General features: G+C 33.5%; 11 protein-coding genes. 3 read left to right on the top strand and 8 right to left on the bottom strand.

Features of this window, described 5'->3' with window-relative positions; translation table 11 throughout:
* Window position 1: 1 nt before the first annotated feature.
* From ACNO7W_RS02870 to ACNO7W_RS02835, 8 genes are all read right to left on the bottom strand, one after another.
* Window positions 2–1303, bottom strand: coding sequence for an MFS transporter (locus ACNO7W_RS02870; RefSeq protein ID WP_417936949.1), 1302 nt, complete (start codon window positions 1301–1303; stop codon window positions 2–4).
* Window positions 1304–1448: 145 nt separating this feature from the next.
* Window positions 1449–2366, bottom strand: coding sequence for a hypothetical protein (locus ACNO7W_RS02865; protein ID WP_417936948.1), 918 nt, complete (start codon window positions 2364–2366; stop codon window positions 1449–1451).
* Window positions 2367–2368: 2 nt separating this feature from the next.
* On the bottom strand, window positions 2369–3694 hold the full coding sequence (locus ACNO7W_RS02860) for a vanadium-dependent haloperoxidase (RefSeq protein WP_417936947.1): 1326 nt from the start codon (window positions 3692–3694) through the stop codon (window positions 2369–2371).
* Window positions 3691–6978: a VCBS repeat-containing protein gene (locus ACNO7W_RS02855; protein ID WP_417936946.1), complete on the bottom strand. Its 3288-nt coding sequence runs from the start codon at window positions 6976–6978 to the stop codon at window positions 3691–3693. The genes ACNO7W_RS02860 and ACNO7W_RS02855 overlap by 4 nt, the downstream gene beginning before the upstream one ends.
* Complete coding sequence (locus ACNO7W_RS02850) at window positions 6971–10288, bottom strand: VCBS repeat-containing protein (RefSeq protein ID WP_417936945.1); 3318 nt, start codon at window positions 10286–10288, stop codon at window positions 6971–6973. The genes ACNO7W_RS02855 and ACNO7W_RS02850 overlap by 8 nt, the downstream gene beginning before the upstream one ends.
* Window positions 10289–10587: 299 nt before the next feature.
* Window positions 10588–12102 carry a RagB/SusD family nutrient uptake outer membrane protein gene (locus ACNO7W_RS02845; protein WP_417936944.1) on the bottom strand — a complete coding sequence of 505 codons (1515 nt, stop codon included), beginning with the start codon at window positions 12100–12102 and terminating at the stop codon, window positions 10588–10590.
* Between the two features lie 11 nt (window positions 12103–12113).
* Window positions 12114–15086, bottom strand: a complete 2973-nt coding sequence (locus tag ACNO7W_RS02840) for a SusC/RagA family TonB-linked outer membrane protein (RefSeq protein ID WP_417936943.1) — start codon at window positions 15084–15086, stop codon at window positions 12114–12116.
* 1025 nt (window positions 15087–16111) lie between these two features.
* A complete protein-coding gene (locus tag ACNO7W_RS02835) occupies window positions 16112–18118 on the bottom strand; it encodes a glycosyl hydrolase family 95 catalytic domain-containing protein (RefSeq protein WP_417936942.1) in 2007 nt (668 codons plus the stop codon).
* A gap of 196 nt (window positions 18119–18314) precedes the next feature.
* Here ACNO7W_RS02835 and ACNO7W_RS02830 point away from each other — a divergent pair, with 196 nt between their 5' ends.
* From ACNO7W_RS02830 to ACNO7W_RS02820, 3 genes are all read left to right on the top strand, one after another.
* The gene (locus ACNO7W_RS02830; RefSeq protein WP_417936941.1) at window positions 18315–19904 is read left to right on the top strand and encodes a glycoside hydrolase family 32 protein; all 1590 of its coding nucleotides are present in this window, start codon (window positions 18315–18317) and stop codon (window positions 19902–19904) included.
* 62 nt (window positions 19905–19966) lie between these two features.
* The gene (locus tag ACNO7W_RS02825) at window positions 19967–21298 is read left to right on the top strand and encodes a sugar porter family MFS transporter (RefSeq protein ID WP_417936940.1); all 1332 of its coding nucleotides are present in this window, start codon (window positions 19967–19969) and stop codon (window positions 21296–21298) included.
* Window positions 21291–22208 carry a carbohydrate kinase family protein gene (locus tag ACNO7W_RS02820; RefSeq protein ID WP_417936939.1) on the top strand — a complete coding sequence of 306 codons (918 nt, stop codon included), beginning with the start codon at window positions 21291–21293 and terminating at the stop codon, window positions 22206–22208. The genes ACNO7W_RS02825 and ACNO7W_RS02820 overlap by 8 nt, the downstream gene beginning before the upstream one ends.
* Window positions 22209–22224: the final 16 nt, after the last annotated feature.

Raw genomic sequence — 22224 nt, 5'->3', positions numbered from 1 at the left:
ATTAATTTGTAGCTTTTTTACTTTTAATCAAGAGTGTAAAAAAGGCACTGATGAGTAAGAGAACACCAGCAAAGCTTATTGCTAATCGAGGATCATTATTTAAAAAATGTTTAAGAATATAACCAAATGATAAATTTTGGATGATCATTGGAATAACAATCATCATGTTAATGATTCCCATATAAACGCCATATCGTTCTTTTGGTATATCCGAAACAACCATCAGATAAGGTATCCCCATCATACTTGCCCAACCAATACCAAAACCTGTTATTGCAAAAAACAACAAATTTTTATCTTGTATATGCGGAAACGTCAAAAAACCAATTGCCGCTAATAATAAACAAAAAGCATGAACATTTTTCGCACTGTATTTTCTGGCAAACCCTACTAATGCAAATGCGGTCAAAAAAGTTACAATATTGTACCATCCATTAACTAATCCTGTCCATCCAACCGCTGTTTCATATGCCGCCGGGTCGCTTTTAGGTGTAGCGTTCCAAACAGACAAAGCAATACTTTTAGAAGAGTTTTGCCAATAACAAAATAAAGCATACCACTGAAATAAATAAACCAAAGCTAATTGCCACATCACTTTTGGCATATCCCCGATTGCTGAAAATATTTCTACAATTGGCTCAAACAAACCTCGTTTTTCAGCTCTTAAATGAGCTAATTCTTCTTCTGACGGGGGTATTTCACTTGTAGTTCTGATGCTCCACCATATAGAACCTATGGAGCAAAATGCTCCTAAAAAAAACGAAGCATAAACCCATGTGGGCAATGAACCCGTTTTTCCTATAAAAATCATTGGAAAAATAAACAATGATAAATTAGCCAATGTTTGTCCCAAACCGGTAAAAAAACTTTGCATCTGGAAACCAACAGGTTGTTGTTCATCATCTAATTTATCAGCAATAAAAGCTCTGTAAGGTTCCATTGCAGTATTATTACCGGCGTCTAGAATCCAAAGTAAACCCGCTGCCATCCATAACGAACTACTGAAAGGGAATAATAACAAACAAATACTACACAATAAAGCACCTATGAAAAAATAGGGCTTGCGTCTTCCCCATCTTGGGTGCCACGTCTTGTCGCTTAATGCCCCAATCAAAGGTTGTATTAATAATCCTGTAACAGGACCCGCAAGATTAAGTATTGGAATTTGGTCAGGACTTGCCCCTAAAAAATCATATATTGGATTTACAGCACTTTGTTGTAATCCAAAACTATATTGAATGCCAAAAAAACCGACATTCATATTCCATATTTGCCAAAAATTTAATTTTATTTTACTTCCCATTCTTTGGTTGATGCATTGGTGGTTTGTTAATTTTTTTTAAATTTAATTTTTAAATTCCCAATTCAGAAAGGAATTAAAACAAAAACGTTTTCGGAATAACCGAAAACGTTTTCGAAATGTTAAAATAACAGATGTAAAAAATTATTTATTTTGATGAAAAAGGAATAATTATTTTGGTTTCCCATTCCAATTCATCCCCTCCATTAAAAGGGTTTGCCAGAAAATGTTCCAATATTTTATTCTCTAATTTATAATCATGTTTTTTTGCATAATCTCGTAATGCAAACCATGCTCTGTCCGAAGTTCTAAAATCCCCATAACAGGTAGCTTCCAAGCCTTTAATAGACGGCAATGTTTTGAATTTAACAATCTCATTTTCGATAATTTTGGTGCTCTTATCAATTGGAAAACAATAATTAAAATTGATTGTTTCTGTATCAAGATCCCAACTTTGAATTTCTAAATAAGGTCTTCCTATTATCTTAATATTATTTTGTTGTAAAAAACCGGTTATAATTGCATCATTTGCAATCATCGTTTGTGCTTTTTCCTGCAATACGCTTTTTAAACTTAGGTAAGCTACAAATGTCTCTTCTGAAATCCCCTCTCCATCAATTTTGACCTTAAAATTTTTCAGATGATTATTCAATCCATCCTTAAAATCTGTTATTTTTTTAATTTGTTCTTCTTTGAAAGGTGTATTTAAAAAAGGTGCTGTAATTTTATTGTACAAACTATGATTCAAATCTTTTATTCCAACACTTACTTTTGTAACCGAGTCGTTTATCGATTGAATATCCCAAGTATATTCCATATGAGCATTCCCCTTTTTCATTTCTTGTTTAATGAAATCAAAATTTCTCTTCTCAAGAATGACATAATTTTCTTTATTATTTTTCAGTTGTATTGAAGACCATTCTTGAACACCTTGAAAAACGGTTCCTGTAGCAGTTTTAACTTCAAATGAAATAACATAGTCACTCTCTTTTATAAGTAAATACCAAACTAAAAACAATGAGAAAAACACACCAAATCCTATTATAATTTTTTTTCTAACTGTCATTGTTATTTAATCATCTTTAATTTTTTTACAATAAAATCGCCTATATTCTTTCCTTGACCAATTCCATTAATAATTGCTGCTTTGTAATGAATTCCACCGTAAAAACGGCTCATTGCCGCCTCTTTAGCTGCAGCATCAAAAGAAGTGAATGTTCTTTTCGGCAATCCAAATTGCAGCTCAGTATCGTCTACAAAAGCAAAATTATCGCCAAAAACAGATGTCAAAACAGTTGCAGAACTATTAGAAACTACAGAGTGACCACTAGAATATTCAGGAAATGGTGGTGTTTGTAATAAAGGCTTCCAGTTTTCATCAATATTTTGGTTGATTACGGTTTCCGGACGCACCACATTACTTCTAAATTTTTCATCCCAACAACTAATAAACCCTTCAAAAATTCCAATCGACGTTTTGGTGTAGGCAAAAACTGTTTTTGCAAAATCGGCATTCGATTTTCTACAGGCAATTTGTACAATTCCCATCCAATGCCCTCCTGGTGTGATTTTCTTTTTGGCAAACATCATGTGACCCTGACTCACTGACACATAGGGATTACAATCCCAGAATTGGGCAATTTTAATTTCCTCTGAATTGTCTCCTTTTTTAATCATCTCTTTGCTTATGTCATACACTTCTTGTACTTCTTTAAAAAACGGTGATTTTTTTTCTAAAGAAAATGACAAAGCAGGCACTGGCTTAAACTGCGAAGCCGAATCCAAAACCAAAGTCCTGATTTCTCCCCAATGCGGCTCTACGGCATCCATATAGGCTGGAGGAGTTGGCTGCCATCTTCCCGGTTGATTTGCGTAAACAGAAAATTTAGACATGGTTCGGGTTTGTTTGTAATTATCCTTTCCCATCCATTTTTTGATACGTTCAGCCACTTTAAGTCCATATTCTTTGGAAGCTTCAAACTCTACTTCATTTTCATCACTCCATTTTTGATACAAACTATCTCTGAATTTTTCCACTAATTCTTCAGAAAAAACCAATTGCTTGGTTACTTCCATGTGTGCAATCAATGCAGCTATTGGTTGATTCACACCACTCTTTGAATCTAATTTTGGTATAGAATCCAATCCGTTCAGTTGATTTTGGAGACTTGCATAGGTTTTACTGTTTTGGGCTATTACTTCATAAGCCGCAATATTCGGGTAGACAAAAATTCTACTCGCAACCGGAGGCGAAAATATATCGTGAATCATAATTTGAGTCACATTATCTATTGCCGCATGATATTCATTGGTAGTAACTATAATAGATTTATCCTTTTTACAAGAAATAAAAAGAAGGCAAATCACCGCAATACTTAAAATTTTCGTTTTCATTTTTTTATTAATTTGTAGGTTCCTTTTTTCTTTATTGAAGGCATTTCATACAACTCCGCCTTTTTATTATTTATGGTAATCAATACATATTTTTTACCATTGAAATTGATTAGATCCAAATGTCTGACTGCTTTTTGAGTCAAATCAATCCCGATTTGATTTCCTAAAAATATTGTTTTTTCATTTTTGATTAAAGCACCTGAAAATCCGTCAAATCTACTGTGATAAGGGGAAACTCCAAAATAATTACCTGCTGCAAAAACTTCCTCCTTGGCATCTGAATCAAAATTGGATTTCACAAAACAAGTAATTGGAGCCACTTGCATTTTATTCGAAAAAGGAACAAAAGTAAATTTTCCATTATCATTTCTTAAATAACCAGATTTTAAATTGTGAACTTCAAACAATTTTCCTTTCTCAAGCATTTTTGGATCAAAAACTTCTTCAAGTGTTTTTCCTGCAAAAGATTTATAACTGTTGAATTTCTTTTTTAGCATCCCACTGAATTGCTCTGCTAATTCGTCAAGACCTAATGTGGTGTAATATTGTCCTTTTTTTTCTATTGCCACAATGGTTTCATAAGATCCGTTGGCATCAAAATCATCATAATACATCTTCATCGGAAAATCCCGCGACGCTTTAAATTTGGAATTCATTCCCCAGTTTCCAACCAAATAATCGGCATCTCCATCATGGTCAATGTCAAAAGGAATTACTGACTGCCATAATCCATTGCTTTTTTCCGGAAAAATAGTTTCGGTTACATTCGTGAATTTACCGTTTTTATTCGCAAAAAAAGTAGGTTTCATCCATTCTCCAACCACTATTAAATCTGTTTTTCCATCTTTGTTAAAATCAGTAAAAACTGCATCCGTAACCATTCCGATTTTTGAAAACGTTTTACTTTCAGCGATAGTGAATGTTCCTTTATTGTTGTTCAATAAATAGCAATCCGGCATACTTCCAAATCTGTTATTCACAGAATTATTTGCAACGAAAATATCTAAATCACCATCTTTATCATAATCGAAAGTCTTGACAGCCGATGCGTTTTGGGTCAGTTTTGGTAAAGTTGTTTTTAGAAATTGATTGTTTTTATTTAAATAGAGTCGGTCTTGTAAATTAGATGCGTTTTCACCTCCACCGGAAGCTACATATAAATCATTGATTTTGTCATTATTGAAATCTCCTATTACAGCCGAAGCGTCTTCAAAAACGGAATCCTTTTCGATTTCAGCAAATTCTTTTTTAGCAAATCCACTTTGATTTTGAAAGTAAATTGCAGCTTTTTTACCTTTGGAACCCCCAAAGAAAACATCCTCTTTTCCATCGCCATTCAAATCCCCAATTGCAGTTGCAGGTCCACGATCAGAACGTTGGTATGGAATTAATTTTTGGAAAACAAAATCAATATAATCATTTTCCTGATGTGTAAAATCAATTCCTAATCCCGTTTCCACTTTTTTGAAAATTGGTAAAACGGCAGGATGTAATTTTTTGTAATCAAAAGCTTTCCTGTCCTTGTTCGCTTTTATGGTAAGCGTTTGACACGTTTTAACATTCTTCAATGTTTGGTATGTTTTGTCAGGCCAAATAACTACTAAAGAATCTACTTTGCCAATTTTTCCATAACCAAAATGAATCATCGGCTCTGATGAGGATTCAAATCCTCTTGTGGTTTGTAGTTCTTTGAATTGTTTTTTACCTTTGGCATACGAAATTACTTTGGCACCAATTCCGAAAGTATTTTTTCCAGCAAACTGCAATTTCAATTTTAAATAATTAGAATTTTTATTGGTTGCATTTATATATACTGATGCTACGCTGTTTAAATTATTGGTAATAACATCCAAATCTCCGTCATTATCAATATCGGCATACCCGCTTCCATTTGAAATAATGGAATCATTTTCTATCCAATCATTCGATCTGTTTTTAAATTGCAAATCAGATGAACCTTGAAAAACATAATTCGTCACGCTTCCCTTTGGCATCCGCTTCAAAGCTTCTTTATCCAATAACTTTGTGGTGTTGATTTTGCTTTTTATTTGATCATTTGAATAGTATTTCACATAATCCAAATCATTTGGACGCTTCGGAATTCCGTTACAAACAAATATATCCTGTTCCCCATCTTGATCATAATCCGCAAATAAGGTACTCCAACTCCAATCTGTTGCCGCTACACCACTCAACAAAGCGATTTCGGTAAAATGATTTCCTGCTTGATTCAATTGCAACGTATTTCTGGTGTACTGATAATGATAGCCTAATTTTTCGGTTCTCATTTTTAGCATTTGAGCGTTATCATCCCCCAATGAAGATTTCAAGACTTTCTCGTCTTCTGGAAGCATGTCTAAGCTAAGGATATCCGGAAACCCATCATGATTAACATCGGTAACATCAACACCCATCGAGAATCTACTTGTATGCCCGAAGTATTGTTTTAAACTTTCCGTAAAAGTGCCATCTCCATTATTTAGGTAATAGTAATCGTCTTCATGAAAATCATTGCCCACATAAATATCTGGGTAACCATCCAAATTAAAATCAGATACCGCCAAACCTAAACCGTATCCATTGGCTCCACCAAAAATTCCTGCTTGCACACTAACATCTACAAATTTCCCGTCATCGTTTCTAAATAATTTGTCACCACATTCATAGTTTCTATTATTTCGGATACTGGCTGCCCCAAAGGATAGCTCAGAGTGCACTGCGTGATTTAACAAATACATATCTAAATCCCCATCTAAATCATAGTCCAGAAAAGCAACTGAAGTACTATAATTATCAAGATCTAAACCATATTCTGCAGCACTTTCTGTAAACGTATTGTCCTTATTATTGATAAATAATTCATTATGCCCCTCAAAACCATTGATACCAACAACTGCACACACATAAATATCTAAAAACCCATCCCCATTTACATCGGCCATTACGGTTCCAGTATTCCAATCACTTTGACCATCAACTCCTGCTTTTGCGGTTATATCCTCAAACTTATTATTGCCTTTATTCAAATACAATTTATTTTTACCTTGATTTGAAGTAAAATAAACATCAACCAAACCATCATTATTGATGTCGCCAAGAGCAACACCTCCTCCATTATAATAATAGAGATAATCTAAAATGGAGATGTTTTTGGATTCTAATAATTGGTTATTGAACGTAATATTGCTTTCCTCCGAAGAAAGCTTTTCAAACAATTGGTTTTGTTTTTTGGAACAACCAATAAACAGCAATGAAGCCAGTCCTATTCTAAAAAAATTATTCATTGCGTTTAAATATTTTAGTGGTATTATCATTTACAACGGCTATAATTGAAACAGTTTTATTCTTGTCTTTTATTGTTTTTAGCTGTTTCACCTCTCCCTTTATGAAGAAACCTGACTTGTTGTAAGGTGTCCAAGAAAAAGCACCTTTTTTATTTCCTAAAAGTACACTGCCATAATTCGCGTCCAATCTGGAGAATTGTGGTTTGAATTCGTATTGGTTGCCACCCAAGATTAAATCCAAAATCCCATCATTATTCACATCCATAGTACAAATAGTATTCACACAGGAAAACTGAACTTCTTTCGGAAGCAGTTTTATTTCAAATTTGCCATTTCCTTTATTAATAGCAATTACACTTTCTTGAATATTCACTGTCTTTTGAATAGAATTTTCAACCACTTCCTTAGCAAATAATTCCTGAAATGTTTTCTTGGAATAATCGGCATAACTCAAATTTTTCTTCTTAATGGATGGAATTTGTTTGGCCAATTCTTGTTTCAGATTGATTGGTAAATCCTTCCCATCAATGGACCGGGTTGCTATTTGTTCAATGGTTCCGTTATTATCAAAATCATTGGTAAACAATTTCATTGGATTTGCATTTGTTGCTTTGTACGATGTATTCGTTCCTTTATTTCCAAGAACCAAATCTTTCTTACCATCATTATTCAAATCCACACAACTAACAGTATTCCAAAAACCGTGATAATCCGTAAGATTCGATTTGAATTCTGTCAATCTTCTTCCAGTATTTTTGAAAATCATTGGTGCTGTCCAATCTCCTACCAAGATTAAATCTTTTTTGGAATCATTATCAATATCTTCCCAAACCGCATCGGTTATCATTCCAACCGAGTTAATTTTGAATGCTTTTTTATCAGTTACGTTTGTGAAATTTCCTTTTCCGTCATTTTCCAATAACAAATGTTTAGGATCAATTCCATAAACACCTGGAACACTTCGGCTTCCAATAAACACATCAATATCACCATCATTATCAAAATCATTTGGCGCGATTACAGAAACGTTATTATTAGTTGTTGGCATATTGGTTTTGCTTTTTACAAAAACTCCTTTTCCGTTGTTCAAATACAAGCGATTTTTATAATTCGCCTGATCGGATTTTTCATTTCCACCTGAACCGACTAATAGATCTTGATCTCCATCATTATCAGCATCAAAAAAACTGGCTGCAGTATCTTCAAAATTAGTATCTGCATCTAAGTCTTTTTGGTCAGTAACTGAAAAATTACCATTCCCTTTATTTAAATATATTTTACCGGCTTGCCCTTTGGCTCCGCCAATAAAAACATCTTCATTTCCGTCGCCATTTATATCAGCAACAGCTAATGATGGACCCTCCTGCGAAAGCATTTTTGAGATTAACCCTTCATAATCAAAATCGATATAATCGTTTTCTTTGTGTGCTAAAAAAGGTGTTTTCTTTTCAGAAAATAATGGTTTTGAGATATCCTTTTTAGGCACATAATTCAATTTAGCATCTGCAATATTCAAATTGATTGTGCAATTGTTAGCAATTTTTTTAAGAGTCTGAAATTTATCATTTGGCCAAATTACGTGTAGCGAATCAATTTTTTTGGTTCCAATTCCAAAAGTCATCACATAATCAATAGAAGATTGAAAACCTCTGGAAGGAATTAACTCTTGTCTAATAATTTCGTTACCCGAAAATAATTCAACGACACTTCCCACACCGAATTTATTTTGTTTGTCTCCTTTTAATTTTACTTTTACGAAATGATTTTTTTTATTTTTCTCTGAATTATTTTGGTAAACAAAAGCTTCCATATTCACATTATTGACAATCAAATCTAAATCGCCATCATTATCCAAATCTCCATAAGCGGCACCGTTAGAAAAACTTGGCGTATCCAATCCCCATTTTTGGGCTTCATTAGTAAATGTCAGGTTTTTATTATTTTTGAAAGCATAGTTAGGAATTGCTGTGCTTGGCATTTTGTTGATAATCGTTTCGATTTCTTCTTTCTTGCCTGTAACTACCATTTTTTGCATGAATTCATTGGCAAAAAAATCAACAAAATCCTGATTGGTTAAATCATGGTAAATTCCGTTGCACACATATATATCTTTGTATCCATCATTATCCATATCAAATAGCAAAGCTCCCCAACTCCAGTCGGTTTTGGAAACTCCGGCATGATTGGCTATTTCTAGGAATTGATTGTTACCATTATTGAGTTGCAAAGTGTTTTGCATGTACTGATTGAAAAAATCCAAATTTATTTTTCTAAGATATAAATCATAGTTTTCAAAATTTGTGGTAGTTTTCAAACGTTCATCATGTTCAGGCAACATATCAGTTACAAATATATCAGCTTTACCGTCATTATTGATATCTGCCATATCTGCCCCCATAGAAGACTGACTGATATGAGATGTCCAGCCTTGGATTTGCTCAGCAAAAGTTCCGTTTTTATTATTAATATATAAATAATCTCTTTCATAAAAATCATTTGAAATATAAATATCTGGATATAAATCGCCATTTACATCTCCCACGGTAACACCTAAACCAAAACCTATAAGACTTCCATAAATACCGGATGCCGCACTCACGTCAACGAATTTTCCGTTGTCATTGCGTAAGAGTTTATCGCCTCCACCTTTAAGGATATCGGCTACATCCCAGTCTTTATCCCGTAATTCTCTTTTATTGGAATAATTAAGACTACTAACCGGAATAAAACTGTTATTTAAAATATAACAATCTAAATCACCGTCTTTATCATAATCAAAAAAAGCAGCATGCGTAGTTATACCAGTATCGGCAAGATTGTATTCATCTGCTTTCTCAGTAAAGGTATCATTACCATTATTGATAAAAAGTTCATTTTTTTGTTGATCACCCTTACTATTTCCGGCATTACACACATAAATATCAAGTAAACCATCTGCATTAATATCGACCATCACCACACCTGTTGACCAGGATTTAGTTCCTTCAATACCTGCTTTTTTAGAAATATCCTGAAATTTAAAATTTCCTTTATTCAGATAGAGTTTATTGGTGCCAAGATTAGAAGTGAAATATACATCAGAAAGTCCATCATTATTGATGTCTCCTATAGCAACTCCCCCTCCATTATAAAAATTCCTGTACTTGAATACATTCATATCCACACCATTCTTAACTTCATTAACAAAATTAATTCCTGTGTGCGAAGCATCAAGTTTGGAGAATAGAGAGTCTTTATTTTCTAAGTTTTCTTTGGAACAATTAGTAAAAAAAAGGAGAAAAGGGAAGAATAAAATAATACGGTTAAACATATTTAAAATACTATTTGATTAGGTAATTAGAGGATGCCAATTTATGTAATATTCACTATATAAAAAAATAAATAAACCAATAAAGCGAATAGAAATACGTTAAAAAAGAACGAATTTCAACTACTAATTAAGAGGAGTAAGAAAAGGCTTATAACTTTCTTTTGTTTGTCATTTAAAAATATTTTTATTCATCAATAAATGATAAACAAATAAGGAAATAGACTCGTGTAAAAAAATAAAGAGGGTAATAAATACCCTCTTTATAACTAACTCAAAACATAATTAATTGTAAACAATCCTTAGTAACCTGGATTTTGCGATAAATTTGCATTGAACAAAGCATCAGCCGGTATAGGATACAATAAATATCTATTATCAGACACATATGGTTTTAGTTCTCTTGCTGCCAAGAATTTACCAAAACGAATCATATCATTTCTTCTCCATCCTTCCCACCATAATTCTTTTGATCTTTCAAGATAGATTCCATCTAAAGTCGCTGCTGAAGCAGCTTTACCAGTTCTAACAGCAATATCAGCCATAATAGTACCGATACTACCTGCTCCACCTCTAGCTATAGCTTCTGCTTTCATCAATAAAGCATCAGAATAACGCATGAATTCATAATCGTTTTCTGGTGTGCCTAAATTAGCAGCATCTGGAACGTATTTTTGACCTCTAATACCGGCAGTTTCTAGAGTAGCCCCACTTGTAATTAATGTTAAAGCAGCGGTATAAACTAAAGGATTAGCATTTCTGTCTTGCAATGGAGTCACTCCTCCTGGTTTGTACATTTGACCTATTTGAAATCCTACTGGGTTACCAAAAGCAGCTATAATAGCAGGATCCGAATTTTTGATACGTTTATCACTTGGATCAAATTTGTTATAATATTCCGCAACAGTAGCGAAACCATTCCATCCATCAGGAGTTTGATTGTAGTGCATACCCATTCTCCATCTTGATTGTATATTTCCACCTTGTCCACCTCTTAAATTCTTAGATGAAAATAGTATTTCCGGAGAAGTATTATTATCAGGCTTAAAATTATCCCAATAATCTGTTGCCAAAGAGCTACTTATTGCATTAACATAAGTTACTACTTTAGTCATATCAGCAGCATCAAAAACATAAGGACCTGCTGGATCAGCCGCATTAAATACTCCTTTGTTTAAGTACATTTTAGCCAATAAAAAATTAGCGGCATCTTTGTTTGCGATACTTGCATCACCAGCTACACGAGCTGGCAAAGTACCAACAATAGCTTCTAACTCACTTATAACAAAAGCAGTTGCTTCTTGTCTAGTCCATACTTTTGGATCTGCTTCTAATGAAGAACCCGCTTCTCTATATGGTGCCTGACCAAACAAATCTATCACATTATAATAATAAAATGCTCTTAAAAAACGGGCTTGAACAACCTCAGATGCCGTACCATTTTCTACAACTAAATTACAGTTGTAAACATTTGATAATAATGAGTTCCAAGCTCCTCTAACTTCATTGTGATCTGGTGCCCATGTATGCGTATGGATTTGTCTCCATGTTGCATTGTCATCCCAGTCACCCCCACGGGTAGGTCCAACTAAAGCATCCGTTGACATTTCATCCAAAGCAAACATTTGACCCTGACCTTGAAATTCTCGTAAACCTTCATAAGCTTTAACTAATAAAGATGCAGTATTTACAGTACCACCCCCAGTATTAGAAATAACAACTCCATCTAATACTTCCTCATCCAGATTGGTACAGCTTACTCCTAGCACAACTGTACTGACAAACAAGATGCTTTTTATAATATTTATTCTTTTCATTGTTTTTTTAATTAAAATGTTACGTTAAGTCCAACAGCCACACTTTTCTCTCTTGGGTATGATAAATATTCCATACCTGCAGATGGCACACCATTTAATGATTTATCAGTATCTACCTCAGGATCTGATCCTGAATAACTTGTAATTACAAATAAATTAGAACCGTTTACATAAAAACGAGCTGATTTAATTTTAAATCTCTCTAAAACATCTCCTTTAACTGTATAACCAAAAGTTAGGTTCCCCATTCTCAAGAAATCACCTTTTTCTAAGTATTTAGTGGAAGGTGAATTTGGATCACCTTGTGCTTGTGCAGACGTAGCAGCTTCTTGAGTTACATTTCTACCTCCAAGGAAAGCACCTTTAAAGAAATAGGCATTAGTTGTATTGTTATAAATATAATGACCAAATGCACCATAGAAAGAAGCACTGGCATCAAAACCTTTGAAAGTAAGATTCGTAGAGAAACCAACATTTATTTTTGGTAATGGTTGTTTATCTAATATCTTTTTAGCCGCTGTACCTAAACCAGTATCATTACCGGCTGCATCAGCATAAATAGAGTTCCCAGTAGAATCATATCCTCTCCACTCATACATATAATAAGAATAAATTGGTTTATCATTAGTAATAACCTGTGCATAAGCACCTGACAATCCTTGACCATTTAATCCACCAGTAGATACAAACCCAGCAAAATTTGTCATTTTATTTTCTAAGAAAGATGCATTTCCTGAGATATCCCAAGTTAAATCTTCTTTATCAATCACTTTGTAGCTCAAAGCAACCTCAACACCTTTATTGATTAAGTTACCTGGCAAGTTTTTGAAACGTGGTGAAGGTGGACCCGGTTGTGTTGCAGCTGCCGGTACAGGGAAAATTAAATCCTTGGTATCTCTTTGGAAATAATCTAAAGACCCAGTCAATTTATTGTTCAACAACTCAAAATCAGTTCCTACACCATATGATTTAGTAGTTTCCCATTTCAAATCAGCATTAGCATTGCTATCCACACCTAAAGTACCATTAATACCATAAGAACCTCTTGCAATTGCAGAGTTTGGAGCAAATTCTTGATTTCCTGTAATACCATAATTACCTCTAATTTTGAAACTGTTGACCAAACCCTCTTTGTTGTCTATAACTTTATAAGCTATACCGGCAGATGGGAAATAATCGTATTTGTTATTTACCCCTAATTTAGTAGATCCATCAGAACGTAAAGTTCCCGTAAGAATTAATTTCTTGTACAAAGTAGCATTTACTCTACCAAAATAAGATTGCAATTCCACTCTGTTTCTATAAGACGAAACTCTAAATTCATTTTGAAGACCACCCTCAATATTGTCGATAAGATTAATTTGCGCATTATCATATCCTTTTCCTCTAGCACCACTTCCATCAGCAGTATAGTCATAATAAGAATACCCAACTAATGCATCTAAGTTAAAATTATCACCAAAATCATTGTTGTAATTTAAAGTATGCTCAAAAGTTTTGTTAAACTTATTTTGACTAGCGATATTAGCTTGACCATACTTTACATCTGTAGAGCCAGGAACAGCTGCAGTAGCTACATCCAAAATACGCATTGTTGGCAATAATTGACTTTTTCTAGTCGAAGTAGAACTTTCTATACCAAATAAGAATTGGTATTTCAATTTACTATTGATTTTCCAAGTCGTATTGATACTCCCTAACAATTTATTTGTGTTAGTATAATCTTTATACGAATTTAATAATTGTACCGGATTCAAATAGGTATTGCTTATTACATTATATGTCCCATTAGTATTATAAATAGGCAACGTAGGATTCCAATACAAAGCAGTACCAATTATATTTCCAATAAAACCTGCGTCATTAGATAAAATAGTAGTTTCATCTTTCAAAGAAGCATATATAATTCTTGACTCTACTTTTAAAGCACCACCAAAGAAATCGTTAGAATTGTAAAAAGAGGCAGAATATTTATCCAGCCCTGTATTTTTTACAATACCATCTGTATTAGAAGCTCCAAAAGAGATTCTTGTGTTTGAATTTTCAGTTGTTTTACTAAAAGACAAATCATGGTTCATTGAAAATCCATTGCGCAAAACTGCATCTTTCCAATTGTAAGCTCTTGAACCCTTGTCATCACCACCTGCTGCTACAAATTCATCTGCGCTCATAACGTCAAATTTACCTGACATTTTACTAAATTGAACTGACGAACTGTAAGTTAATTGAGGTTCTTTAGATTTTCCTTTTTTGGTAGTGATTACAATAACCCCATTTGCACCACGAGAACCATAGATAGCTGTAGAAGATGCATCTTTCAATACACTGATACTTTCTATATCATTTTGATTTACAAAGTTTAATGGATTTTTTGCTGAAGAAGCACCTAATAAGTTATCCCCACCAGCAGAAACATTTCCACCATCTAATGGCACACCATCAATAACAATTAATGGACCGTTTCCTGAACGAATAGAAGAATTTCCACGAACTCTAATAGCAACGCCAGCTCCTGGCTCCCCACTTGACTGAGTTACTTGTACACCTGCAACTTTACCTCTTAATAATTGAGCTGGAGAAGGAGAAGATACGTTATCAAAATCTTTCGCTCCAATTTGATCAACGGCACCAGTTGCATCTTTCTTTCTAACAGTTCCGTAGCCAATAACTACTACTTCTTTTAATTCAGCTGAGTCTTCTTTTAAGATTACTTTAACTGAGCTTTTTCCTGCTACATTTACTTCTTGACTTTTAAGACCAATGTAACTAAAAATCAAAACTGCGTTTGAGCCAACATTTTTGATAGTAAAATTTCCATCGAGATCTGTTTGTGCTCCATTTGTTGTTCCTTTAACTAATATAGAAGCCCCTGGAAGCGGACCGCTAGAATCAGATACAGTACCGGACACATCTTGCGAGTAGGTCAAACTAGTACATAGTATCGTTAGAAACACCATCAAGCCTTTTAGTAGACTATTTTTCATACGTAATAAATAAGTTGGTTAATAATTTGTTTTAATGGTTTGTTTTAAAATATGTCGTAAACATAATACTAATTTTATGATAATTTTAAGAAAATTACTAACTATAACGTTTTCGTTGAGCCGAAAACGTTTTCGATTTTAAAAATTAATACTTTAAAATATTAATATAAAAATTATATAAAATTTAAAAAAAGAGGCGAAAAAAACACATTACAGCAATTTGGATTAATTTCTCAGATTAAAGATTTGAGTATTCATCAATAAAAATGTATTTTGACAAAAATCATTGAAGATTCTTTAACTCAAGAGCCTTTTATGTGCTTATTCAACAAACTAATCTTAAATTGAAATATCATGATTCAACTTGTCTTTTATGGAATACTTTATTAAAATCTAAGCATTTTTGGATTTTACCATTTTACTTTTGATTTTACTGGAATAAAAAAACACCACGTCTCTTCGAGTGATTTTGAATAGTAATGCGACAGCTTTACTATTCAAAATTGTATCGAGAAGCTTACAATGTTAGGGTTCTCGATACATTTTATTAAAAAAAGCTATCGCATTTTTTAATAAAATACTCGAACTGACGCGCACAGTTAAATTGATTTATCACAGTAAATTTAAAGTCTAAATGGTATTACTCTATTTTTTATAATAATTTTTATGTAAAAAAATGAGATAACTGTTTTTTGGGTAATTTCTATAAAAAAGCCACGAATACAACCCTTTTAATAATCTCAAACAGATTAAAAAGTGTATTCATGGCAGAAAGTATTAGTTTTATGTTATATGACTATCCGTAATGCGGACTAAAATCATTTCGAATACAATTTTCGTCGTTTGTACATTTATAAAGATAAATATTAGCCCACAGATTGTACAGATTATACCGATTTACACGGATTTTTTTACTTGGTGAATCAAACTGTTATTTAAATCTGTGCAAAATCCGTTCAATCTGTACAATCTGTGTGTCCTATTTTATCCTTTGGAACATATTGCGGACTGTCCATATTATGTTATTATTCTATCGTGATAGTTTTATTGTCTAATCCTAAACCAATTATCTTTAAAGACTTCCATTTTTTTGGCAGCAGCCCTTTATTGTATTTCAATCCAAGATCAGTTTGCTCCACACCACCAAAACCATAAATAACAGCTTGAAGCATCGCACCGGCACCAGTGGCAAAATAAGGATTATTACTATTGGCTGATTCCGAAAACACACCAAAAGGAGGACGGCTATTTGGCAAATACGATTTTACAAAATAACTGTAGGCTTTTTCTTTATCTCCTAATCGCGCATATAAAACTGACAAAACTCCTGAAGCCATTGCAGGGCCATCTTTTTTATCAATTTTTTCGGCATAGTATTCCAAATCTCTTTTTATTTGATCTTTATCCGTGATTACGTGTAAAGGATACGCCAGTAAATTAACATCCGCTTGTTTAATAATTTGCCCTTGATATCCTTTATAATTTTGGGTAATACCATTTTCGACATGAATTACCAATTTATCAGACACTTCCTTCCATTTAGGATTGACAGGTTCATTTAATATTGTTGCCGCCTTAATCGTATTTTTCAGCGATTCAATAGCCGAGGCATTCGTAAAGGCATTGTCATCTATATGTTGCGCATATTCATCAGCCCCTACCACATTTAAAATAGAAAAACTTCCATCCTGATTTTTAACCACTCTACTCACCCAGAAATCAGCTGTCTCTTTTAATACGTTCCATTCTTTTTTCAACCATGATTTATCCTGTGTGTAGGCATAATAATTCCAAAACGCAATCGAAACATCAGCCGTAATATGTTGCTCAAAAATCCCGGTAAGCGCCCAAGTAGGTGTCGCCTCTTCCCCTGTATCATCAGATTCCCAAGGATACATCGCTCCTTTGTAGCCATAAATAAATGCTTTTTGTTTCGCTTTTTGTAATCTATCCGAACGGTAATCCAAACATGATTTTGCCATATCAGGTTGCAAGGCCAAAAGTGTTGGATACATCCAAAGTTCAGCGTCCCAAAAAATATGACCATTATACCCTTGTGAAGACAATCCCATAGGCGCAATACTTTGTCTGGTTTCCGGACGGATGTAGGAATACAAATTATACAACGCAAAACGAACGCGTTGCTGTGCATCCAGATCCCCTTCGATTTGAATATCACCCGTATTCCATAATTCAGCCCAAGCTTGTTTATGACGATTCAGTAATTTATCAATTCCCTCTTGCAATGCATATATAGGTTGTCTTTCGGATTCATTCAAAGGATCCGTAACATCTTTTGACGTGCAAATCCCTCCCGCTACAGCAAATCGGTATTTTTTTCCTTTCAATAATTTTTTGGTAAACCCAACTTCGTTACCAGTTTGTTTCAGGGATTCACTTTGCCCGTCAAAAAGAAAAGTCGTCGAAGCCGCAACAGTATATTTCCCAGTCAATGTTCTGGCAGTTGTTCCAAAAACAGGCATCAAATACTGATTGTCTTTTAAAACTCGAAATTGACTTTTAGCGTCCTTCAATTCATCTGGAACAATCATATAATTATTAGCCATTATTTCGATGTCTTTATTAGGCATAATTTCAACAATAGCCATTGCAGAAAAAGGAATTGCTCTATTGGCCAAAATCGTATAATTAATGCTTGCAAAATCCTTGAAATTGAATGAAGTTGTACTTGTTCCTTCTTTCATGGAGACCACTTGGCTCCAGTTATCTATATTATCTGATTTTATTTCTTGATTATTTATAGTCAAATGAAGATTCAAAAATTCTATTCCTCTTACAATTCTACTAATTCCATTTTCAGGACTGCCATCGTAAACTCCATTTAGGATAATTTCTTTTGTTTTTAATGGCGTGTCATCCGTAACAATTCCTATTTGACCATTTGCCATAGCAACTCCATAATAATTTTCTCTGGAGTTTGCATATAAATGCCACTCATCTGATTTTGTTTGTCCGAAGACAACAGGACCTACTAAAAATAGCAAGAACAAACCTTTAAAATTTGAAATCATAATTTTAATTTTTTAATAATATTTTCAAACTTATATAATTAATTCCTTAAAAAATTAAATATTTAGACATAGTACATTAAATATAAATCGAAAACGTTTTCGATATAACGAAAACGTTTTTAATTATTACAGACTGAATAATTAAAAAAAGAATTCTATTTTTATGGAGATAATATAAAAATAAATCCTTTTTTAAATGAAGTTCGCAAGTAAAATCCTATTTATCTTTCTTTCCCTCGCAATCGTATTATCCTTTTTTTCTTGTAAAAAAGAAGAAAGTAATGATGTCATTACAATTCATTCTTCTGAAAAAATAGAAATTGATTCTTCAAAAATATATAAAGAGCCCTTTCGTCCACAATTTCATTTTTCTCCAGAAAAAAACTGGATGAATGATCCTAACGGCATGGTATATTATAAAGGAGTCTATCATTTGTTTTACCAATATTATCCGGAAGACATTGTTTGGGGACCGATGCATTGGGGGCATGCAACCAGTACCGATTTAATTCATTGGCAACAAAAAAACATTGCCTTATTCCCTGATAAACTTGGAATGATATTTTCCGGAAGTGCTGTAGTGGACTTAAAAAACACTTCTGGTTTAGGAACTTTAGCAAACCCGCCAATGATTGCTATTTTCACCTATCATGATATGGAAGGCGAAAAATCAGGAAAAACAAATTTTCAAACACAAGGATTAGCCTACAGTTTAGACGAAGGAAATACTTGGTTGAAATATGAAGGAAATCCAATCATAGGAAATGTTGGCATAAAAGATTTTAGAGACCCCAAAGTTTTTTGGAACTCAGTAACAAATCTTTGGAATTTGGTTTTAGTAGCTGGTGATCATGCTCAATTTTACACTTCAAAAAACCTAATAAATTGGACATTCGAGAGCGAATTTGGCAAAGGCATCGGAGCACATGGCGGCGTTTGGGAATGTCCCGATATTTTCAAGTTAAAAGTAGCCAATTCCAATGAAGAAAAATGGGTTTTACTTATCAGTATCAATCCTGGCGCACCCAATGGCGGTTCAGGAACACAATATTTCATTGGTGATTTTGATGGGAAAAGTTTTAAAACCAAGCAAAAAGAGATTAAATGGGTTGATTACGGCGCAGATAATTATGCAGGAGTAACTTATAATGATGCACCAAAAAACAAACGCATATTTATAGGATGGATGAGTAATTGGCATTATGCTCGAAATACGCCCACAAAAAACTGGAGAAGTGCCATGACGGTACCCAGAGAACTTTCCCTTGAAAAGCTAAGAGGCGATTATGTCCTAAAAAACGCTGCAGTTGAACAACTTAAAAAACAAGTGATTTCTGAATTCTCAAAAGATGTATTGGTCATCCCAGCAAATCAGACTATCACTTTAATTTACGATAATCTTAATCAATCGGAGATAAAATTTAAGGCGAAGTCAAAAAATCTAAAATTGATATTTTCAAATACAGTAAAAGACTCTTTAGTAATTGATTACAATGCCACAAAAAACATTTTTTCCATCGACAGACGCCATTCTGGATTTGTAAATTTCGAAGAAAATTTCGGAAAAGAGGTTCACAAAACTTCAATTCCCAATATTATTTCGAAAACTGTAGAATATCGTATTCTTTTAGACTGGTCCTCGATTGAAATTTTCTTAAATGGCGGTATTTATAGTTTTACAGAACAAATTTTTCCAAAAAAACCTTATACCAATTTAAGCATTCAATCAAATGAAGAGCAGGAAATTAAAAACATTACAATAAACAAGATAAAAGGAATTTGGTAAATTAATATCCTTTCCTAGAAAATCAAAAACAACCAAAACAAATAACCAAAAAACTATAAAAAATGAATAACGTCCGAAATTGGTCTCTTACCGTAGCTGTAGCGGGATTTTTATTTGGCTTTGATACCGTAGTAATATCCGGTGCGAATTTGCCAATCAAAGAATTATGGCACACCACGCCATTATTTCATGGAATTTTTATCATGTCTATGGCATTATGGGGAACCGTTTTTGGCGCTTTATTCGGTGGAATTCCTTGTGATAAATTAGGCCGAAAAAAGACCCTTTTTTGGATTGGCATCTTATTTTTAGTATCGGCGTTAGGTTCTGCATTAGCACCAGATCCTTATACATTTTCATTCTTCCGCTTTATAGGGGGAATAGGTGTTGGAGCTTCTTCAGTAGCGGCACCAATTTATATTTCTGAAATTTCCAGTGCAAAAAACAGAGGAAAGCTAGTCGCCTTATTTCAATTCAATATCGTATTTGGAATCTTGATTGCTTTCTTCTCCAATTATTTGTTCGAAGGTTTTGGAGGAGTAAATGACTGGCGTTGGATGATAGGAATTGTAGCTGTTCCTGCATTCATCTATAGCATTGTAGTTTTACAAATTCCGGACAGCCCGCGTTGGTTAATATTAAAAAAGAGAGATGATGTCGCCGGTTTGAAAGTATTGGAAATGATCTACGAAAAAGAGGAAGCATTAGAAAGTTTTAATGAAATTAAAAAAGATGTCGTTGATGCTTCTGTAAAAGAAACTATTTTTTCAAACAAATATAAACTACCGGTAATATTAGCTTTTCTGCTTGCTTTTTTCAATCAATTATCAGGCATCAATTTCATCTTGTATTATGCTCCTGAGATATTGGAAATGGCAGGATTAGCCTCCAAAGAATCTTTGCTTAATTCCATTCTAATTGGATTAACAAATCTAATTTTTACCATTGTGGGCATGCGCTTAATAGATGTTCTGGGAAGAAAACAACTAATGATAATAGGTTCAATTGGATATATTGTTAGTTTAGGAATGGTCGCTTTAGCATTTCACAATAATTTAGGTGCTATTATTTTAATGGTCTCTATCTTATTGTTTATTGCCTCACATGCCATAGGACAAGGAGCTGTAATTTGGGTTTTTATCTCAGAAATATTCCCCAATAATGTTCGTGCCAACGGACAATCATTTGGCACAGGAATTCACTGGATATTTGCGGCTTTGATTACACTAGCAGGTCCCGTTGTGATTGACTTGTTCAAAGAAAATCCTTGGCCAATATTTGCCTTTTTTGCCTTTATGATGGTTTTACAACTGGTATTTGTATTATTCATGATGCCCGAAACCAAAGGATTATCACTAGAAGAATTAGAACATAAAATGCTTAACCATGAATAATATCAAAAAAAAACTCAGTGTTGTTTGTTTTGGAGAAGTGTTGTTTGATGTTTTTCCTACACATAAAAAAATTGGCGGTGCACCATTGAATGTCGCGCTCCGCCTAGCTTCTCTAGGAGTAAATGCTCAAATAATAAGTCGCATCGGTAATGATGAAATAGGCAAAGAGCTATTAAATTTTATCAAAGAAAATGGTGTGCCTACAAACACCATTCAAATCGACCAATCTTTTTCAACCGGTGAAGTATTGGTTCAATTAGACAAAAAAGGTTCTGCATCCTACACCATCAATTATCCTGTGGCTTGGGACAAAATAGAATGCAATCCAGAAGTTGAAAGTGTAGTAAAGAAAGCTGATGCATTTGTTTATGGGAGTCTTGTTTGCAGAGATTTAATTTCGTTCAACACTTTATTAGAGTTAATAAATTACGCGAAATACAAAATATTTGATGTCAATTTACGTGCACCGTTTTATACAAAAGAAGTACTTATTAGATTAATGCTACAATCTGATTTTATAAAATTTAATGATGATGAATTATATGAAATAAGTGCTTTTCTTAACTCACCGTATTATTCATTGGAACAAAATATACTTTTTATTGCTGAATACACAAATACAAAACACATCTGTGTAACCAAAGGAAGACATGGAGCTGTTTTGTATTACAATGAAAAAATGTATTACAATAGTGGTTATAAAATTGATGTTGTCGATACTGTGGGATCAGGAGATTCCTTTTTAGCCGCATTACTTTGCAAATTGTTAAGCAATGACGAACCCCAAAATGCTATTGATTTTGCTTGTGCCATGGGTGCTTTGGTAGCAAAAAATGAGGGTGCAAACCCAAAAATAACAGAAAAAGAGATTAGCGCATTCATGAATTCCGTAAGAAATAACACCAAATAATCCAGATGCCATTAAC

The organism is Flavobacterium sp. ZB4R12, assembly GCF_048276375.1.
Classification (GTDB): domain Bacteria; phylum Bacteroidota; class Bacteroidia; order Flavobacteriales; family Flavobacteriaceae; genus Flavobacterium; species Flavobacterium gawalongense.
Note: the sequence above shows the minus strand (reverse complement) of the source record. Positions and strands in the feature narration are given on the sequence as shown.